Origin of the sequence: Paenibacillus sp. 276b (genome assembly GCF_900107875.1) — a bacterium.
Taxonomy (GTDB): Bacteria; Bacillota; Bacilli; order Paenibacillales; family Paenibacillaceae; genus Paenibacillus; species Paenibacillus marchantiae.
The window spans coordinates 1,773,015-1,791,824 of the sequence record NZ_FNRR01000001.1 but is presented as its reverse complement, the minus strand read 5'-3'; the positions used below and the strand labels follow the sequence as shown (position 1 = coordinate 1,791,824).

The 18,810-nt window shown below is 44.0% G+C and carries 14 protein-coding genes and 1 riboswitch; of the genes, 12 read left to right on the top strand and 2 right to left on the bottom strand.

Translation table 11 applies throughout. The features are described 5' to 3' along the window. The first annotated feature begins 282 nt into the window (after positions 1-282). From BLV50_RS07540 to BLV50_RS07500, 10 genes are all read left to right on the top strand, one after another. Positions 283-1,227 carry an ABC transporter permease gene (locus BLV50_RS07540; protein WP_090806770.1) on the top strand — a complete coding sequence of 315 codons (945 nt, stop codon included), beginning with the start codon at positions 283-285 and terminating at the stop codon, positions 1,225-1,227. 15 nt (positions 1,228-1,242) lie between these two features. Beyond that, positions 1,243-2,172 (top strand): carbohydrate ABC transporter permease, encoded by a 930-nt coding sequence (locus BLV50_RS07535; protein ID WP_063563695.1) that lies wholly within the window; start codon positions 1,243-1,245, stop codon positions 2,170-2,172. A 107-nt stretch (positions 2,173-2,279) separates the two neighbouring features. Beyond that, positions 2,280-3,761, top strand: coding sequence for an ABC transporter substrate-binding protein (locus BLV50_RS07530; RefSeq protein WP_090807535.1), 1,482 nt, complete (start codon positions 2,280-2,282; stop codon positions 3,759-3,761). A gap of 174 nt (positions 3,762-3,935) precedes the next feature. Continuing rightward, the gene (locus BLV50_RS07525; RefSeq protein WP_090806768.1) at positions 3,936-5,663 is read left to right on the top strand and encodes a sensor histidine kinase; all 1,728 of its coding nucleotides are present in this window, start codon (positions 3,936-3,938) and stop codon (positions 5,661-5,663) included. A gap of 3 nt (positions 5,664-5,666) precedes the next feature. Beyond that, a complete protein-coding gene (locus BLV50_RS07520) occupies positions 5,667-6,428 on the top strand; it encodes a response regulator transcription factor (protein ID WP_079693745.1) in 762 nt (253 codons plus the stop codon). 7 nt (positions 6,429-6,435) lie between these two features. Continuing rightward, positions 6,436-7,983, top strand: coding sequence for an ABC transporter substrate-binding protein (locus tag BLV50_RS07515; RefSeq protein WP_090806767.1), 1,548 nt, complete (start codon positions 6,436-6,438; stop codon positions 7,981-7,983). Between the two features lie 112 nt (positions 7,984-8,095). Further along, a riboswitch (cobalamin riboswitch) is annotated at positions 8,096-8,301 on the top strand. 168 nt (positions 8,302-8,469) lie between these two features. Further along, positions 8,470-8,643, top strand: a complete 174-nt coding sequence (locus BLV50_RS32715; RefSeq protein WP_161490550.1) for a hypothetical protein — start codon at positions 8,470-8,472, stop codon at positions 8,641-8,643. 395 nt (positions 8,644-9,038) lie between these two features. Then, the gene (locus BLV50_RS07510) at positions 9,039-11,339 is read left to right on the top strand and encodes a stalk domain-containing protein (protein WP_090806765.1); all 2,301 of its coding nucleotides are present in this window, start codon (positions 9,039-9,041) and stop codon (positions 11,337-11,339) included. 183 nt (positions 11,340-11,522) lie between these two features. Next, on the top strand, positions 11,523-13,808 hold the full coding sequence (locus BLV50_RS07505) for a preprotein translocase subunit SecA (protein ID WP_090806763.1): 2,286 nt from the start codon (positions 11,523-11,525) through the stop codon (positions 13,806-13,808). Positions 13,809-13,828: 20 nt separating this feature from the next. After that, on the top strand, positions 13,829-14,584 hold the full coding sequence (locus tag BLV50_RS07500; protein WP_090806762.1) for a class I SAM-dependent methyltransferase: 756 nt from the start codon (positions 13,829-13,831) through the stop codon (positions 14,582-14,584). Positions 14,585-14,743: 159 nt separating this feature from the next. Here the strand turns inward: BLV50_RS07500 and BLV50_RS07495 are convergent, their stop codons facing one another. Beyond that, positions 14,744-16,126, bottom strand: a complete 1,383-nt coding sequence (locus tag BLV50_RS07495; RefSeq protein WP_090806760.1) for an alpha/beta hydrolase — start codon at positions 16,124-16,126, stop codon at positions 14,744-14,746. Further along, positions 16,116-16,592 carry a MarR family winged helix-turn-helix transcriptional regulator gene (locus BLV50_RS07490; RefSeq protein WP_063563706.1) on the bottom strand — a complete coding sequence of 159 codons (477 nt, stop codon included), beginning with the start codon at positions 16,590-16,592 and terminating at the stop codon, positions 16,116-16,118. The genes BLV50_RS07495 and BLV50_RS07490 overlap by 11 nt, the downstream gene beginning before the upstream one ends. A gap of 358 nt (positions 16,593-16,950) precedes the next feature. Here BLV50_RS07490 and BLV50_RS07485 point away from each other — a divergent pair, with 358 nt between their 5' ends. Together BLV50_RS07485 and BLV50_RS07480 are read left to right on the top strand one after the other, a co-directional pair. After that, a complete protein-coding gene (locus tag BLV50_RS07485; RefSeq protein ID WP_053781115.1) occupies positions 16,951-17,898 on the top strand; it encodes an ABC transporter permease in 948 nt (315 codons plus the stop codon). A gap of 13 nt (positions 17,899-17,911) precedes the next feature. Further along, positions 17,912-18,781 (top strand): carbohydrate ABC transporter permease, encoded by an 870-nt coding sequence (locus BLV50_RS07480; protein ID WP_063563707.1) that lies wholly within the window; start codon positions 17,912-17,914, stop codon positions 18,779-18,781. Positions 18,782-18,810 lie beyond the last annotated feature (29 nt).

Sequence of the window (18,810 nt, the reverse complement as noted above, 5' to 3'; positions counted from 1 at the left end):
AAGCCGCAATTCCAGAGAATGAAATAGCAGGTGGGAGTTTCCGTAGATGAATTTTAAAAATGGTGTTGTGGTTCGTCCGTAAGTTAATAGATAGTTGCAGACCTTGAGGGTGGTAAACTCTCAAGGTCTTTCTTATATTCTCTCACCAAGTATCGATGTGGAATATATTAAAACCTATTGTTTTTTGACTATTATCTAACGTTTTTGATCTAGGAATCATCTGGTGATTTACATAGAATTACAACTAATCGAGGATAGGTTCTACAAGAAGGGAAGAATGATATGGGAGCAAAAGTCACCCGCAAAAGAGTACGAACACGCTGGCGCAAGCATGATACCGAGCTCACGCTGCTCGTGCTTCCGACCACAATCTGGTACATTTTGTTCAGCTTCTTGCCGATGTTCGGTGTCATTATCGCTTTTAAGAATTTCAAGATTCACGGGAATTTTCTCAGTAATGTTATAAACAGCGACTGGATTGGGTTCAAAAACTTTGAATTCCTGTTCAGTTCGAACGACGTCTGGATCGTAATTCGCAATACAATCGGTTACAACATGATTTTTATTATTCTGGGTATCATCGTGCCTGTGTCACTTGCATTGATGGTTGGACAGCTGCACAGCCGCAAGGCAGCCAAGATCTATCAGACGATGATGTTTCTCCCGTATTTCCTATCTTGGGTTGTCGTTTCCGCGGTGCTTTGGGCATTCTTGAGCTATGACAAGGGGATTGCCAATCAAGTTCTGACCCATTTCAACCAGGATCCAAAAAATTGGTACATGGAACCATCGTATTGGCCTTATCTCCTTGTGTTTATGAACATGTGGAAGGGTCTCGGCTATGGGATGGTTGTCTACTTGGCGACAATCACAAGCATGGATTCAACGTATTACGAAGCCGCCGTCATTGATGGTGCCAGTAAGTGGCAGCAGACACGGTATATTACGCTGCCTTTAATGAAATTTGTTATCGTGCTGATGTTTATCCTGTCAGTCGGAGGCATCTTTTCCACGGATTTTGGTTTGTTCTTCCAAGTGCCGCGGGACTCCAATTCTCTCTACAACGTGACCACGACGGTCGATGTGCTTGTGTACAAACAACTCAAAACCGCGACAGTCGGGATGGCGTCCGCCTCTGCCTTCATGCAATCTGTACTGGGCTGCGGAATGATCCTATTCGCGAACTGGGTCGTTCGCAAAGTTGATCCAGAAAGCGCACTGATTTAGAGAGGAGGCAGGAAGATGTCAACACAATCAAGCTACGATTCCGGTCTTGAAAAGTTTAACCGAGTCGGCAAAGGAACGAACATTTTTTTTCACCTCATCTTTATCATTTTAGCTTTGTTATGCGTAGTCCCTATCGTCGTGGTGCTATCTATTTCACTGTCTAGCGAAGCATCCATTCGAGAGACCGGTTACCAACTCCTGCCGTCGGCATTCTCGGCTGAGTCCTACAACTATATCGTTAAGCAGGGCTCGATGATTGTACGTGCGCTCGGAGTCTCCGTATTCGTTACGGTAATAGGCACACTGATCGGCGTACTGCTCACCACTACGATGGGTTATGCATTGTCCCGTCCCCAATTTAAGCTAAAAGGACTTTTGACATGGATTGTGTTCATCCCGATGGTTTTTAACGGCGGTCTTGTCTCCAGCTATTACATCAATTCGACGATGTTGGGATTAAGCAATACAATCTGGGCGCTGATTTTACCATTAGCCGTTTCTTCCTTTAATGTCATCATCTGCAAAACTTTTTTCAAGACGACCATTCCGGACGGACTGATCGAATCGGCTGAAATTGACGGAGCAGGTCAATTCCGCATCTTCTTCACAATCGTGCTCCCGATCTCACTGCCAGTTCTAGCGACGATTGGTCTGTTTCTCTGCTTCTCGTACTGGAATGACTGGTTTCAATCGATGTTGTATATTGACGACCAAAGCTTGTATTCGCTGCAGGCACTACTGAACAGCTTGATGAGCAACGTTGATGCGCTGGCTAAAAACGCCTCGACGATGGGTATAAGCTACGCTGAGCTTGTCGCCACCATGCCCAAAGAATCTGCACGTATGGCTGTTGCAATCATTATTGTACTGCCCGTTGCTCTGGCCTACCCCTTCTTCCAGAAATACTTTATCTCCGGTTTGACGGTGGGTGCAGTGAAGGGATAAATCGAAATAAATCTGGAAATTTCAGGTTTATCATAATTTTGTGCAGGATCGGTGTGTGTTAACTTAAGGGAGGGAATAGAGGAATGAGGACAAGGTTTAAAGCATGGATGAAAGCTCCGTTTTTGATTGGAGTGGTAACGCTGGCTATCTTTGGTTTAACAGGCTGTTCCGGTTCAGACAACAATAACACAGCAAACAACACGCCAGCGGAAAACTCAGGATCGAATGCAGGCGAAGGTTCCGGCGAGGTACCTACGCTGGTGTGGTGGACGATCGGTGGACAAGTGCCTGCCAATTTTGATAAGGCAATTGAGAAGATAAACGAATATACGGCAGAGAAGATTGGTGTAAAAATCGATCTCCGCGTTGCCAGTTGGGGCGATTGGGACACGAAGATCAATACGATTGTAAACTCCGGTGAAGCTTTCGACATTATGTTTACGAATAACGGAAAATACAGTCAACAGGTCAACATGGGCGCATTCACGGATATTACCGACCTTGTGCCAAGTACGGTACCGGACTTGCACAGTTATATCCCAGAATTGGTGTGGGATGGAACGAAAGTCGGTGGCAAGATTTACGCTGTTCCAACGTACAAGGATTCTTCATTAACCCAGTACTGGGTGTTTGACGATGCGCTCGTTCAAAAGTACAATATCGACCTCGGCAGCATCAAGACACTACAGGATCTGGACAAGCCATTCCGTGACATCAAGGCTGGTGAAGGCAAAGGGTTCTATCCACTTTCCTTGACTCAAGGAGAGGGCATTAACGGTTTCTTTAATGACTATGACGATATGACTCTCGGCTTTCAGCCGATCGGCGTAAAGGCCGAAGATGAATCCCGTACAGTCGTTTCTGTTCTGGAACAACCGGATATACAGGGAAAACTGAAGCTCATGCATCAATGGTACAAGGACGGCATTATCAATCCGGATGCGCCAACCAAGATCGAGGCCGACCCTTATCGCCCGTTCTTCAGTGCGCAGGCGTTCCCTGGTGCAGAAGTGAATTGGCAGATCTCGGCGGGTATTGATAAATACGACATGGTTCAAATTCTGGGTCCGATCTATACAACCAGCACAATCCAGGGATCCATGAACGCAATCTCTGCCAACTCCAAGTACAAGGAAGAAGCGCTTAAATATCTGGAACTGGTAAACACCGACCCCAAGCTGCGTAATATGCTTGCTTATGGCGAAGAGGGTGTCGATTTCGATTATGTAAACGACAATACAGTTGAACGGAAAACGGATTCGTGGCCGCTGGCGGCCTATACACAAGGAACGTTCTTCAACATGGCTGTCACAAAAGGCGCACCTGAAGATCAGTGGGATCAGGTCCGCAAGCTGAATGAAGCAGCCACCTCATCTTCGATCCTTGGCTTTGCACTGGATATTAGTGAACTCGGCACTGAAGTAGCCAATGTGAAGGCTGTATGGAACAAATACAATTATGAGCTGATCACTGGCGCATCCGATCCGGAAAAAAAGATACCGCAAATTATAGAAGAGTTGAAGAAAGCTGGATTGGATAAGATTATGGAAGCCGCACAAGAACAGATCAACGCATATTTCAAATCATAATCCTTGAGACTTGCGACAATAACCCGAATGGAGCCGTTGTGGCCGTTCGGGTTTTCCAATCTTACTGGTGACATTTGCATTTAATTTGAGTTTATAACGGATTGATTTGTCCGACAAATAGCTATATGGTAAAACTATAAGTCTCAATATAATCCAACTGCTAAGGAGAGCTGCATGTTTTCCTTCTTTCAAATCAAAATCTACCGCCGCAAATTTATTGCTTACGCGATTTTTACGTTATTCATGGGTCTGATTTTAAGCGTATTGACCACACTTGTTTTGCTGCAGCAGTGGTTAGAGAATGCTCAGAATCAAGCGGCAGATGCATTCTCCCGGGTTGAAAGCATTCTTCAAAACGATGCTGAGCGGATCGAATCCTATTTACAGCGAGTTTACTCCAATAACGGTCTGGTGGCAGACGTTCGTTATTTTCTCGCCAACAGCGCGGAAGGTTATCTGACGGGAAGACTCCAGAACAGCCGCTATGATCAGCCTCTCGCATCGTTTCCAGAGGATGTGAAAGCTTTTCTCGGCAGTGGGCAGGAAGATATTATCCAGGTGAGTCTGCATACCGAGGAACGAGGCAACGTAGTACGTTTCGCCAGTAACGGTGCGACGAGCTTTTTGTTTAATCTGCCTAACACGGATGATATATTTCGAGAGACAATCCAAAGAGGTTTCGTCATCCGTAAGCAGCTGCTGGACGAAAATCAAATCTCACGCCAGCTCGGTGAGTTTCGTTTTTTGGTCAGCAGCGATGTATTATTCAAAGGCGTGCAGAACAATCAATGGATCGAAAACGGAGTCGTCAGCGCGGCTGGAGATGTCTATCTCATGGACGTTGGAGGCAGAGCCACCCAGGAATTATTCATAAAGGCTGCTTCAAAAGAACGTACCAAGGGGTTTATGCAGTTAGGCAAGCTGAATCGCGCATTTTATGTGACCCATTCGTCCAATGCTTACGATTACCAATTGATTAGTATTGTAGACATGGCAGTGCTTATCCGACAAAAAACCGGTATGCTGCTTATCGTGTTCTTGATCTTCTTGGCAGCTATGGTCAGTTTTCTCCTTTTAATCGGATACAATCTTCGTGAAGACGCAGGTTTTCTGCAACGAATTATCTATTCCATCCAACGTGTAAAATCCGCCAATTTTACGCCAATCAGTCCGACCCGCTATCGAAAGAATGAGTACGGAATGATCGCGAGGGAACTCGACGATATGACGCATCAGCTCAACCAACATATTCGAACCGAGTACTTGCTAAAACTGAAACAGAAGGAAACAGAAATGAAAGCGCTTCAAAATCAAATTAACCCTCATTTTTTGTACAATACACTTGAAATTATCCGATCGTTTGCGCTGGCCGGCCGCGCAGTTGATACGGCTGAAGCGGTAGCTACACTGGGCTCGTTATATCGTGCAATCGTGAAGAACGAAGATATTATTCTGTTGGGCAGTGAGCTGGCTTTGCTTGAAAAATACTTAAAGATCATGGAATTTAAATATCCGGACAGATTCTATTATCAAATCAATGTGGACCAGGGACTACTGTCTCTGCCTACCGTTAAATTCTGGATGCAGCCGCTCGCCGAGAATTTTTTTGTTCACGGCTTCCATTCGGACCATGAATTTAATCTGCTTGTTGTGAATGGCATTGAAAATAACCACTCATACGTATTGGAGATTGTAGACAACGGGAACTCGATCTCGGAAGATCGATTGGCTGATATCCGCCGCAATCTGTCTTTTGTCGGGGACTCGGTATCGGAGAGCATTGGCCTGCGCAACGTGTATACACGGCTTCATTTTTTCTATGGGAAAGGCTTTACCATGCAAATTGAAAATAATGTGGAAGCTGGTGTCAAAGTTACCTTAACCATAGCGAAGGAGGCGTAATGTATGTACAAACTTCTAATCGTTGATGACGAGCCGCTAATTCTGGAAGGAATCAAGCGAACGCTAGATTGGGAAATGCTTGGCTTCAGACAGATCGAGACCAGCGAAACCTATGGGGATGCGCTAACAAAGGCCGTGGAGTTTTGGCCGGACCTAGCAATCTTTGACGTTTGCATTGGCAAGGATCGCGGCTATAACGCCATTCACAAGCTTAATGAGCTCGGGCTCCCGACTACCTATATTATGATGAGCGGTTATGGTGAGTTCGAATACGCCCTGGAGGCTATTCATTGTGGGGTTAAGGATTATCTACTCAAACCCGTTGAGCGAGCAAAGCTTCAAGCTCTGATTGAACGAGTCATCGTCGAAAATTTGAACGGTACGCTGGAGGGAAGAAATCTGAGCCACCGTGATATAGACCCCATATTGGAAGTGCGCTACGACAGCTTATCCAAGCTAACCAACCGCATTTTGCTAATGGTTAAGGCTGAATACAATCAAAATCTTAATCTCAAAGAGTTGGCGAGCCGTTTTCGCATGAACGGAACCTATCTTGGACAGTTGTTTCTGAAGGAAACCAAGATGAAATTTTCGGAGTACCTTATGGCTTACCGGATGTTATGTGCGCGAGATCGTATTCAGGCTACAAACGAGAAGATATCGACGATTGCGCTTTCCGTCGGTTACGCCAATCTAAACTACTTTTACACGCATTTCCAAGCCTACTTCCGCAAATCGCCTTCCGATCTGCGGAGAAAGGAGTAGTTCAGAAATGATACATTCATGTATCTGGAACACATTTATCAAGGCTATCCTGATTACAGTGATGTTGACGCTGCTTCTGTCCGGGTGTATTTCCATATCGGGCAAGAACGAGGAATTCGACAAAAATATCAACACAGTGAATCTGATTTATTATACGCTTGGCAATTCTGATCCGGATCTGAAGATGGTAAACGATAAAATCAATGAATTGTTGGCTCAAAAAATCGGAATCACTATTACATATATCAAGATTGGTTGGCAGGAGTACAATGACCGGATCAATACACTAATTTCGACGGGAACTCCTTTTGATATCGCTTTTACCACGGATTACTCAAGCTATGTTCAACGGGGAGCATGGCTGAGACTGGACAGCTACTTATCCAACTTCGGCAAGGATATGTACGACGCGATCGACCCCGTTCTATGGCAGGGCGTTCGCATGGAAGACGGAGGCATCTACGGCGTGCCCACGAATAAGGAGCTTGCGGTCCGCATGCAATGGATGTATCCGGAGACGCTTGTCCAAAAGTATGACATTGATATTACGAAGTACAATAGCCTGGAATCTCTGGATCCGCTGTTCCAAATGATCAAGGAAAAGGAACCCTCCTATCAGTTGATGGAGATGGACAAGGATTCCCAGAACTTCTTCGCCATGTACGGTTACGAATATGTGCTGGACAAACCGCTACCGCTCATGGTGCGTTCTCTGGATCCCGACGCGCATGTGATCAATATATTTGAGGCCAAGGAAGCAAGGCAGGTGCTGGATACACTCCGAAGCTATTACGTCAAGGGTTACATCAATGAAGACGCGGCCCTGCGGGAGAGCCAAAATCTCAAACGCGAAGAACGGGTTTTCTGGAAATCTGCGGGAGGGGGACCACTTTCGGAAAACAGCTGGAGCAAGGATCGCGGCTATAAGGTTGTTGCTTATCCTGTGACCCCGCCACTAATCACGACGGAATCCGTTCGCGGCGGGATTATGGCAATAAACGCAAAGTCAGCGCACCCCGTTGAAAGCGTAAAGTTTTTGAATTTGCTCAACACGGACCCGGAGATCCGCAATCTGTTTAATTACGGTATTGAAGGTGTGCATTATACGTTGGACAAGAACGGGCAGGTGCTGCTGAAATCTTCGGGAGACAGCGGCAATGATCCGGTATCAGAAGTCGGCTATGAAGGTGTGCAATATACACAAGGAAACTGGTTCATTCTCAAAACGATCGGTGGAAAATATCCCGATCCGTTGGATAAGTGGGATCAGTACCGAGCAGCAAACGCGGAATACGTTACATCGAAGTTGCTCGGTTTTACGCCGAATTTAACCAGAATGTCCATTCAGGTTAACCTCATAAAAATGGTTTGGGAAAAGTACTATCCAAGCCTGATGACCGGCAGTGTGGATGTGGACAGGGTACTGCCCAAATTTAACGAGGAGCTGAAGCAGGCAGGTCTGGACGAGGTGCGGACAGAAGTGCAGAGGCAACTTGACGTCTGGCGTGCTGATCAGATGCATGGCATTCACAGTGTTCGTCACAAAGCTCACTAACTTATTTGTCATTTGAAAGGGTGTTCAGGATGTGGTATTTACTCCTTTGTAATTGAACGCTTGTATTTGTCTTTCGGTGTCGAGTAAGATGTAAGAGATTTTAAAATACCCAAATTAAATATCGGGAACAGGTGTCTGGTCGCAAACATTGCTTGTCGGCCAAACTTAAAAGGGAAGTCGGTGCGATGCCGACGCGGTCCCGCCACTGTGACGGAGGAGCAGGTAGCCTACTTAGCCACTGATTGAGATCAATCGGGAAGGCCGCTGCCATGTGACGATTCCGGAGCCAGGAGACCTACCTGTTTCGACAGCACTGCTGTACCTACGGGAGATAGGAAGGTGTTAGATGAACCGTCATAATTTGCATAATTATGGAGGCGTCTTTCCCTATGCTTTTTCAGGGGAAAGACGTCTTTTTTGGTTGTCTACAGATGTCATGAGTACAGATGTCCACAAGGTTGTGGGTTATGAGGAGGGAGTCCATCAATGCGGTATGAATTAGTCCATTTTTTGTCTCACGTAGAAAATGAACAAACGATGATCAGAGTCATTCGAAATTTAAATGCCGATGCATATGGCGACCTGCTTCATCATCTGGAATATACATCTCCAGACACACAAGAGCGCTGGCAGAAGATACTACGAAAAGTACTAAGTTAGATTTGCTAGCAAGTAGGACATTATAGTACATTCTGGCTGGTAAAATCGATGCATAAAGAACGTAAGAAAAATCAATTGTCGAGGGAGAAAACGATTGTTCCAATTCAAAGTCGCTATTTTATAGCGGCTTTTTGTATTACTACGGTTAGCCAGTAATGTTAGTGAAGGCTTATACGTTTGCGCTATCCGCTGCTTAAAAGGTAATCTTTTGAAGACTCTTAAATGATTCTTTTATAATTCATTTGTTGAATAAATAGCATTTCCATTGAAAATAGCTGAACACGATCCATAATTTACAAGTTTACTAGAAACTTTTTCCTAAATCTAGCGTCTAATAGTATGACTTTTTGAGAGGATAACAATTACTTGGGAGCAGAAGGAGCCAAAGACAAAGCATGAATATGAAGAAGAAATTGTCCATTTTTACCGCTTTAGCCGTTTTTCAAGCATTTGCAGTCGGTTCAGTGAGTGCGCAATCAGCACCGCAAGATGACACAGCATCAGTAAATACGGCCAAAGTAGAATCGGTTGAGGTATTGAAGCAGGAGCAGCCGATCGCTGAGAGTGAAGTAAAGACAGGGAGCAATAATGCATCCACCAATACGCCGTCCACTAAAGGAAAAGAAACCGGAACTTTGACAGGCACTGAGGCAACACCCAAAACAGATATCGAGAAATCCGCCATTGATGGCGAAGGGTCGACTACAAACGAAACGAGTACGAAACCTGTAAACCAAGAGGGAACCCCCGAGGATGTTGAAACGCCAGCTACGCCAGCTCAAATAGAGCAACCATCTATTGATGGAAATTCTGCCGTAGCAGCAGGCGGCAATCTGACGTTGTACATGAATAGCAACAAAATGGAGCAGGATGGCAAAACGTATCTTGCTGGCCAGCCCATGACTGTAAAAAACGGCGTATCCTATGTTGCGATCCGTGCACTGGTGGACCGTGTGGGATACGGGGTCAAATACGATAATAAAACCAAAGAAACGATCATCATCAGTGGTGATAATGAGCTCCGATTCAAAACCAACAGCACGGTCTATACCGTAAATGGAGAGTCCAGAACGATGAAAGGCCCTGCTTATCAGCAAAAAAATACGTTCATGGTGCCGTTAACTTCCATTACTCAAGCTCTGAACATCACCTATAAAGTGAATCAGTCGGCTAAAACGGTTGTGCTGAATCTCAATACTAAACCCGTTGCAAGCTTTGTGATTTCCCAAAAGGAAATTTTTGCGGGCGATAAAGTGGACTATGTGACTTCTTCCAGTTCTCCAAATGGTCTGGATATCCTAGACGAACGCTGGACAGGTCGTCAGGAATCATTTGATCAAGCGGGTACATATACGATTTCATATCAAGTACAGGATTCCAATGGTCAATGGAGCGATCCCTATTCGATGACGATTCAAGTACTGAGTCCTAATCTTCCTCCTGTAGCCATGTTCACTACAGACAAGGAACAATATAAAATGGGCGAAAAAATAACATACATCGACCAAAGTACAGATGATGAAAACAGTATTGAAAAAACGGTATGGGAAAACAATTCGCTGGCCTTCTTTGAACCCGGTCCAAAAACGGTAACACTCACCGTTACTGACAATCACGGCGCGACGAACACGTACTCCAAAGTTATAACCATAACCAATGAGACATTATATTCATTTTCCGATTTCAATTTACTCTTCACGCCGGTAGGACAGAAATTCACCTTCAACGGTGGCGAAGTGACTTCTATGGAAAAAGTACCTTATACGTACAGGGATGAGCCAAGTCTGCTGATCCGCAGCAACAGTCCGGAAACGGTTAATACGGAAGGCATCGTATATAAAGAATCATCTTCAGGGCAGACCCGTTTCATGATTCATCATGTTAACAATACAGGCAAAAGAGTAAAAATGTATGTTATTGCAACCAATAACAACCCCAATCCGGCCGTATTCGAACAACAAAATATGGGCTTTGCTGGGCCTACACCGTATGCTACCGTAGCTGGGAAACTATCGATTGATAAATGGTTCAAATCGATTCAGACCGGAGCCGATCAAAAGAAAGAGGTTATTCAACCTGGAGAAAGCAAACTGATTTTGACCGAGCTAAATAAAACTCCGATGAAAGAAGGACAAGTGATCTCACTCTATTCGGATGCTTATAGTGATTATTCCCTGGACTATAACGTTATCCTCGTCGAAGAAAATAAAGATCCGTTCGAGACTTTACCAATGCTACCTGTGCTTGATCGTGACGGTGTGCACAACCGTGGAACGTACCCGAATGCGACTCGTATCATTACGTATGATCAGCTAGTGGGAGTCAAACCTGCTCGTCTGCCACTGGGTGATAACGCAAGCGATCCCAATCTGGTTGGAACAGATCCAATGGCTTACACAGACGCATCCAACGCGGGTAATTTTGGCGTATTGTACAAAATCACGCTGAATAATGTGGCTCCGCGTACGTTAATCTCATTTAACCCTCGTGGAGGGAAATACTCAGGAGTGGCTCTAGTGAACAATCAGGTTGTATCCATTGCCGATGGTAACGTTGCTGTTAGCAATTCAAGTGAACAAAGCGTTCTTTACCGCACAGGGGCATATGGAGAGAGCGTAACGATTCTTTTCTCTGCCGCGCCAGGAAGCAACCTGCCGGTTAATCTACTCTTTACACCGCTCCCATCGGAGAAGTGATGAAGTTGTCTCTCATAAGCTAGAGCGGGAATGAATGATTGGGTTGGCGTATTAACTATCGAAGTGAAGGACTCCATAAGGAGTCTTTTCTTTTCACTGGGGATATGAGGATATACGGAATGGATGCTGCTTAAAAAGCCACTATAGAACCGCTTATTTCTACTGAGGAGGAATCAAATTCCGATGAATGTAGTCGTCAAGTTGATACGTGAATTCAAGGAGCGCGATACCCGGCGTTTGTTGAAAGATTATCGAGACAAAGTGGAGCTTATCAGGAAACGGAATTTGGAAGCGTGGGAAGATCAGCGTCTACAAGTGGAATCCCTTCGGCTGCAAGAAGAAGCACGATCAGGCACGCATTTGGATGAGCTGCTTGTTGATGCTTATGCGTTAGTCTGCGAGGCTGCGAAGAGAACACTCGGATTACAGCCTTACGATGTCCAGATTATGGCTGCTATCGCTTTGCACGAGAGATTTTTGATCGAGCAGCATACCGGTGAAGGAAAAACACTCTCTGCTGTTATGCCTGCTTATCTCAACGCGTTGACAGGCGAAGGCGTTCATGTACTCACTTTTAACGACTACTTGGCAAATCGAGATGCGGAGTGGATGGGCCCGATCTACCGCTTCCTCGGATTAACGGTAAGCTCGGTTCAAGCGGGCATGAGCCTGTTGGAGAAACGGGAAGCGTACGCCAAGGATATAACCTATGTTACGGCTAAAGAAGCAGGGTTCGATTATTTGCGTGACACAATAGCATTAAATGAAGCTGATACCGTACACCGTCCTTTCCACTACGTCATCGTCGACGAAGCGGATTCATTGCTTCTTGATGAAGCGCGGGTGCCGCTAGTCATTAGTGGCGATTCGAGCGCTTCCAAGAATGACGGTATTCTTTTCGCAGAAGTGGCCCGGCAGCTTCAGCCAGCAGAGCATTACGATTTTGACGAGTTCCAGCGGAACGTTTACTTGAATGATGCGGGTGCTGCGAAAGCGGAGTTGCTGCTGGGATGCGGCAATTTGTACGATAGCCATAATAGTCATTTGTTAACGTCATTGAATTGTGCGCTGCATGTGGAAGCGTTATTAAAAAAAGACGTCGATTACATCGTCCGGGATGGTGAAATTGAGTTAATCGAAGAACATACCGGCCGTGTGGCTGAGAACAGGTATTTGCCGGACGGGCTGCAAGCTGCACTGGTGGCGAAAGAAGGGTTGCAGTGGAAGGCCGGTGGTAGAATTCTCGGTACGATCACCATTCAACATTTCATTAGCCTGTATTCGGGAATTTGCGGAATGACGGCTACGGCGCTCGCTTCAGCAATGGAATTCGAAGATATCTATGCGCTGCAGGTCGTGCAAATTCCGCCGAACCAGCCAAACATACGGATAGACCACCAGCACCGAATTTACACCCATAAAGAAGCCAAATATAAGGCGCTTGTACAAGAAATCTCTTCCGTCCATAGGGTGGGACGCCCTATTCTTATTGGTACGTCAAGCGTCGAGGAGTCTGACATGCTGGCGGAGGCGCTTGCGATTGCCGGCGTATCTTGCCAGGTTCTGAATGCGAAAAACGATGCGAAAGAAGCCGAGATCATCGACAAAGCGGGAGAAATCGGGGCCATAACGGTATCTACGAATATGGCAGGACGCGGCGTCGACATTCGTCTCGGTGGAGGCAACCCAGCGCAGGCAGAAGTGGTTGCCAAGCTGGGCGGATTATACGTGATAGGTACATATGTGAACGAGAGCATGCGGATTGACAACCAGTTGCGCGGGCGTTCCGGCCGCCAAGGTGATCCGGGTGCTTCCGTATTCTATATAAGCCTGGAAGACGAGTTGATGCTTCGCTTCGGCATTCATAAATTGTTTCGTGCCCCCAGGCAGGACGAGGTTCTGAATGATCCGGCGCTCCGCAGCAAAATCGAGCATATTCAGCGCGTGATTATTGGCCAAAACTTCGATATTCAGCGGGAATTGAACGGTTATTCGGATATGGTGGAGGATCAGCGGCGAATCCTTTACGAGGAGCGGCTCGAAATATTGAAAGGCGAGAGGAAGATGAGTCCTTCAGAGCAGCGGGTACGGCTTTTTTATATCGACGAGTTCTGGGCTGACCATCTGGCATACGTTTCTTACATTCGCGAAAGCATCCATCTCGAGAGCATTACCAGTCGTAACCCGATCGACGAGTTTCATACGCAAATTACCCAAGCATTCGAGCAAATTCCGGCTAAAATAGATCATGAGTCGGTGAATATGCTTAGAAAACTCGGAGGTTCGAATGATCCGGCGAAATGGGAACAGTTCGGTCTGAAGAGTCCTATTTCGACTCGGACTTATATGATTAACGATCAATATAGCCAAGATAAGCGCAGCTCATGGACCGGAACGACGGTATTTGCTTTTTGGGGCAGTAAGATTTTGAAGCTGTTACTGAGGCCAGTATATAGGATGTCAAAATAGTGATGGGAGCGTGACGATCGATGAACAACAGAGAACGGTTTTCGAGTCGGGTCGATTCGTATTTGAAATACCGCCCGAGCTATCCCAAAGAGGCTATTGACCATTTGTACGACGTCGTCGGTTTACGTGCGAACAGCAACATAGCAGACATCGGTTCAGGTACTGGGATCATCTCAAAGCTACTTCTGGAACGCGGAAGCTATGTTATCGCGGTCGAGCCAAATCAGGCAATGCGGGAAGCCGCCGAGCAAATGTTAGAAAGTAATCCGAAATTTCAGAGTACATCAGGTTCTGCAGAATCTACTGGGTTACCTGATCAGTCGGTTGATTTTATTGTCTGCGCCCAGGCATTTCACTGGTTCGATCGCTCCGCAGCCCAAATGGAGTTTCGCAGAATTTTACGGCTAGGTGGGAGAGTAATACTCATCTGGAATTCACGTCTTACAAACGGTACTCCATTTCGTGAAGAGTACAATCAACTGCTTCATACATACGGAACCGACTACGAAAAAGTCAATCATAAAAATATTTCTAAGACGATTCTGCTCTCTTTTTTCAAGGAAGGTTCAATGCATGAAATGCGATTCAGAATGAGTCAGGAGTTCGATTTCGAGGGTTTGAAAGGCCGTTTGCTATCATCTTCCTACAGCCCTGTACCCGGGCATGCAAATTACGATCCTATGATGACAGAACTGCGGAATTTATTTGATAAAAATAATCAAGATGGTATTGTTGAATTCGATTATGAAACTGAGATTTTTTGGGGAGAAGTATAGATCAACAAAATGATACCCAGCTATATCATCAAGCTATAGCTGGGTATGTTTGTGGAGTTTACGTCCATAGAGCCTTTTAACGATTGTACGCCTAGATGTTGATTCGTTGCCTAAGTGATAAGTAGGCAGCGACTTTTTGTTTATAAATGTCTAACACCATTAATCTAAACTATCCAAGAAGGCTAATTTTCTCTGAATATAAGTTCGAGTTGCTTTAGTATCAATCGTGTTCATATATCCATGAACTTCTTTGCTCTCATGGATATCAGGAATATATAAATCTGTCTTGACCCCTAATTCTTTTAAGCGGTTATAATAATCTTCAGCCTGATCTGTGAATGTCCCCGTGTTTCCATCCGTTATAAAAGTTGGAGGGAAATTACTCGTCGCTCTTGGTATTACATTTAAGGATTGCAAGATATCTTTATCAGCGCTAACCACCGGCTGACCAATGTATGCACTTCCTGATTGAGCGAAAATATAGTCAGTCACGATGTCTTCGGTTACGGTTCTATGGCCCCGACTAAAGTCAAGAATGGGTACTTCTAATACTAAAGCTTTGATATCCGTAAGCTCTATGACAGGATTAATGTCGATTTCTTTCGCATACTCAGCGTTAGCTTGAATTGTCACAAAGTCTGCAGCGATAAATCCACCTGCGCTTCCCCCGCCAAAGATTACATTGTTCATATTAATTCCGTACTGTTTGCCATTTTGCTGCATATATTGCACCGCTTCTGATAATTGTTTTATGGGTGTAGGGTGTATATATTCTGGAGCTAAAGCATAATTTATGGTCACCACATTATAACCATGATCAACCATTAATTCATAATGATATAACATTGTATTTGAAGCCGCTCCTGCGTTAGGATCACCTCCAATTGAATCTCCCGCTATAAAGCCACCGCCGTGCACATAAAAGTATGTTGGACGTTCTTCATCCAATTGACCATCGGGTGTAATGATATTTAAAAAACTTCTTGGATACTTATCTCCATATTGAATATTCGTTGTTAACTGATATTTACCATCAATAGTTGTGGTAGTAGATGGTTCTGTTGTGTAAGTATTTTCTGCTCCAGAACTGCTTTGCAAATATAAAGCAACTGGCTTTGGCGTAGCTGTAAATAATATTAATATGGATGTCCCCAACATTAAAACAAGGACGAGAACCCATTTGCTAATTCTCAACGTTAATGATTTGAAACTTCGATTCATTTTCTTATGCATGCCTAATGCAAAAATAATTAATGCAAACCCGGTTACTGCAAATGAAACTTGTGCAACTACAAATAATCCGATTTTATCAAATATCATCCAGAGGATTTCAGTAGCTATAAACAAAGCCGAGATACCTAACCAGGCACGATAGATCTTTTCATTTAAGTGCTTCTTAACGACTAGAATATTAACTACAGACACAACCATGGCTACGATTCCTAATGGGATAAGATAATTGATAAAAAATGACTGTGACCAAGACAATAAGATCGTAATTAACCCTACAATAACTCCGTATAACCTCATACTAAATTTCATTTTTAACCATATCCTTCTTTATATTATTTAATTGTGTATCAATCACAGATAAATATTGGTTTAATTCCTCCAGCTCTTTAACAGTGAGCTTATTTCCTAAAGGCATCAATACAGCCAGTATTTTCTGTCTCTCTTCCAACACAATGTGCTGTCCTTTTTCTGTTAATTCAAGCCAGACCACTCGTTTATCTTTTTCATTGTACTCACGTTTAATTAATTCTTTATCCGTTAATCGATTCACGATAGCAGTAATAGAACTTTTCTTGACATTAAGTGCTTTAGCTAAAAAACTGGCTGTGCAATGATCAGTCGTATTAATGACATTCAATAAATTAAACTGGTCTGGAGTAACACTGCTATCTTTTGAAATATTCTTTTGAATAGATTGCATACTTATTGAAATTGATATTGCTCTCTGAGTATACAGATCAATATGTTGTTCTAATTGCTTTCTATCCATATCCATAGTTAATTGCTCCTTTACGAGATTAGTTTCATTGTCTAACGGTTAGATTGTGAAACTAATATTAACAGCATGTTTTTTGTAAGTCAACAATTGAAAAAAAGGCAAATGTTATTGTTGGTTAAGATTCGCCGTTCTAAACACTTGTCGAGAGACAAGAACATAGTCCCATTTGAAAGTCGCTATTTTAGCGGCTTTTTTTATTTAGCCATACAAGTTCTTGTCCCACTTTCCGGTATGAGCTGTTGGAACGATCCAAGACACACATCCTTAATATCTTATAAGAAATTCTTGAAATTTCAGAAATTTATCCGATAGGGGGGTGCTAATATACAAATACAAACAAAGACGAGGTGATGATATGCAAGTGAAATTGGCAGCGGACGCCATTCCCCTCTCCAAAAAGCGGAAGTCATGGATAAGGACGATCCAAAAATATAAAGTGATGTATGCTCTCTTATTACCGGCCTTAATTTATTTTGCCGTATTCAAATACATTCCTATGGCGGGAATATTGATTGCTTTTAAAAACTACAACCTGGCTTTGGGCGTTTGGGATAGCCCGTGGGTGGGATTCAAAAATTTTACGGATTTTATGAACGGCGTTTATTTCTGGGACATCATGAAAAATACGATTGTTATTTCGCTCTATAAGCTATTGTTCGGTTTTTCCGCTCCCATCTTACTTGCTTTACTGCTCAATGAAGTTCATACCCAATGGTTTAAGAAAATCGTACAGACCATTACTTATTTACCCCACTTTCTGTCTTGGGTCATTGTATATGGATTGATGGTAGCCTTATTAGCCCCAGGTGATGGCCTTTTTAATATGATTTTGAAGGAAAGTGGTTTTCAGCCCATTTCATTTCTAACGGAGCCTGCTTGGGGGAGACTGCTGGTCATCGCATCTGAAATTTGGAAGGACATTGGATGGGGAGCGATTTTGTACCTCGCCGCATTAGCAGGTATTGATCCAAGCTTATATGAAGCGGCTCGAATGGATGGCGCTTCCAAATGGAGACAGCTCTGGCATATCACTTTACCCGGCATTCGAGGAGTCATTATTCTGATGCTGATTCTTAAATTAAGCCATATTCTGGATGCTGGCTTTGACCAAATATTCATGTTTGCCAACACCTTTAACCAGGAGAAGATCGACATTATCGACACATGGGTATACCGTGAAGGGTTGGAGCGTCTTAAGATTGGCTTGGCTACTGCTGTAGGATTGTTTAAAGCTGTCATTGGATTTGGTTTAGTTTTGGCAGCCAATAAGCTCGCCAAAAAATTCGATGGGCAAATTTGGTGAGGTGGTTTTTAAAATGATCAATTTGACAATCGGGGAAAAAGTCTGGCAATCCGTCGTTTATGTGATTCTTATTTTCTTATCACTACTTTGCTTACTACCCTTTCTGTATGTGATTGCTGTCTCCGTGACGCCAGAATCGGAAGTGTTAAGAAGAGGGATTGTGATTATACCAGAATCTTTTACCTTTCTGGCATATAAAGAAGTGTTCATTTCTCATGGGATCTGGCAGGCGTATAAAATTACGTTGTTTCGAACGATTGTAGGCACGGTGCTTAATGTGTTATTTACGGTCTTAGCAGCTTATCCGTTATCCAAAAAATATTTGCCGGGACGCAGTCCGTTTTTACTATTCATTGTGTTTACCATGATGTTCAGTGGGGGGTTAATTCCGACTTATCTACTAATTCGCTCTCTGGGGTTGCTAAACAGTCCGTGGGTATTGATTATTCCAAATCTCATTAGTGCATTTAATCTGGTGATCATTAAAGGCTTTTTCGAGCAATTGCCTGGTGAAATTGAGGAATCAGCGAGGGTTGATGGTGCAAGTGAACTTCAATCGTTATGGCGGATCATTTTACCACTGTCTTTGCCCGTCATTTCCACCATTTCTTTATTTTACGCAGTGGGGCATTGGAACAGTTATTTTGATGCTATTGTTTATATCAATGATTCCAACCTCATGCCGCTTCAAGTAGTCTTGCGCAACATCCTGCTTAACGTCGCAACACAAAGCGCTGAGTCGCTCGCCAATTCCGGAGCTGTAAGTACGTTCGCTGTGCAGATGGCTACAGTTGTTGTGACTACGATTCCGATTTTAATCGTTTACCCATTTTTACAAAAGCATTTTACCAAAGGTGTGCTCTTGGGATCCGTTAAAGGTTAAAAGTGTTCCAACCTAACTTATTACGGGGA

Coding starts and splice junctions, on each gene's coding strand:
- BLV50_RS07540 (WP_090806770.1), top strand. CDS start 283: ATGGGAGCAAAAGTCACCCGCAAAAGAGTACGAACACGCTGGCGCAAG.
- BLV50_RS07535 (WP_063563695.1), top strand. CDS start 1,243: ATGTCAACACAATCAAGCTACGATTCCGGTCTTGAAAAGTTTAACCGA.
- BLV50_RS07530 (WP_090807535.1), top strand. CDS start 2,280: ATGAAAGCTCCGTTTTTGATTGGAGTGGTAACGCTGGCTATCTTTGGT.
- BLV50_RS07525 (WP_090806768.1), top strand. CDS start 3,936: ATGTTTTCCTTCTTTCAAATCAAAATCTACCGCCGCAAATTTATTGCT.
- BLV50_RS07520 (WP_079693745.1), top strand. CDS start 5,667: ATGTACAAACTTCTAATCGTTGATGACGAGCCGCTAATTCTGGAAGGA.
- BLV50_RS07515 (WP_090806767.1), top strand. CDS start 6,436: ATGATACATTCATGTATCTGGAACACATTTATCAAGGCTATCCTGATT.
- BLV50_RS32715 (WP_161490550.1), top strand. CDS start 8,470: ATGCGGTATGAATTAGTCCATTTTTTGTCTCACGTAGAAAATGAACAA.
- BLV50_RS07510 (WP_090806765.1), top strand. CDS start 9,039: ATGAATATGAAGAAGAAATTGTCCATTTTTACCGCTTTAGCCGTTTTT.
- BLV50_RS07505 (WP_090806763.1), top strand. CDS start 11,523: ATGAATGTAGTCGTCAAGTTGATACGTGAATTCAAGGAGCGCGATACC.
- BLV50_RS07500 (WP_090806762.1), top strand. CDS start 13,829: ATGAACAACAGAGAACGGTTTTCGAGTCGGGTCGATTCGTATTTGAAA.
- BLV50_RS07495 (WP_090806760.1), bottom strand. CDS start 16,126: ATGAAATTTAGTATGAGGTTATACGGAGTTATTGTAGGGTTAATTACG.
- BLV50_RS07490 (WP_063563706.1), bottom strand. CDS start 16,592: ATGGATATGGATAGAAAGCAATTAGAACAACATATTGATCTGTATACT.
- BLV50_RS07485 (WP_053781115.1), top strand. CDS start 16,951: ATGCAAGTGAAATTGGCAGCGGACGCCATTCCCCTCTCCAAAAAGCGG.
- BLV50_RS07480 (WP_063563707.1), top strand. CDS start 17,912: ATGATCAATTTGACAATCGGGGAAAAAGTCTGGCAATCCGTCGTTTAT.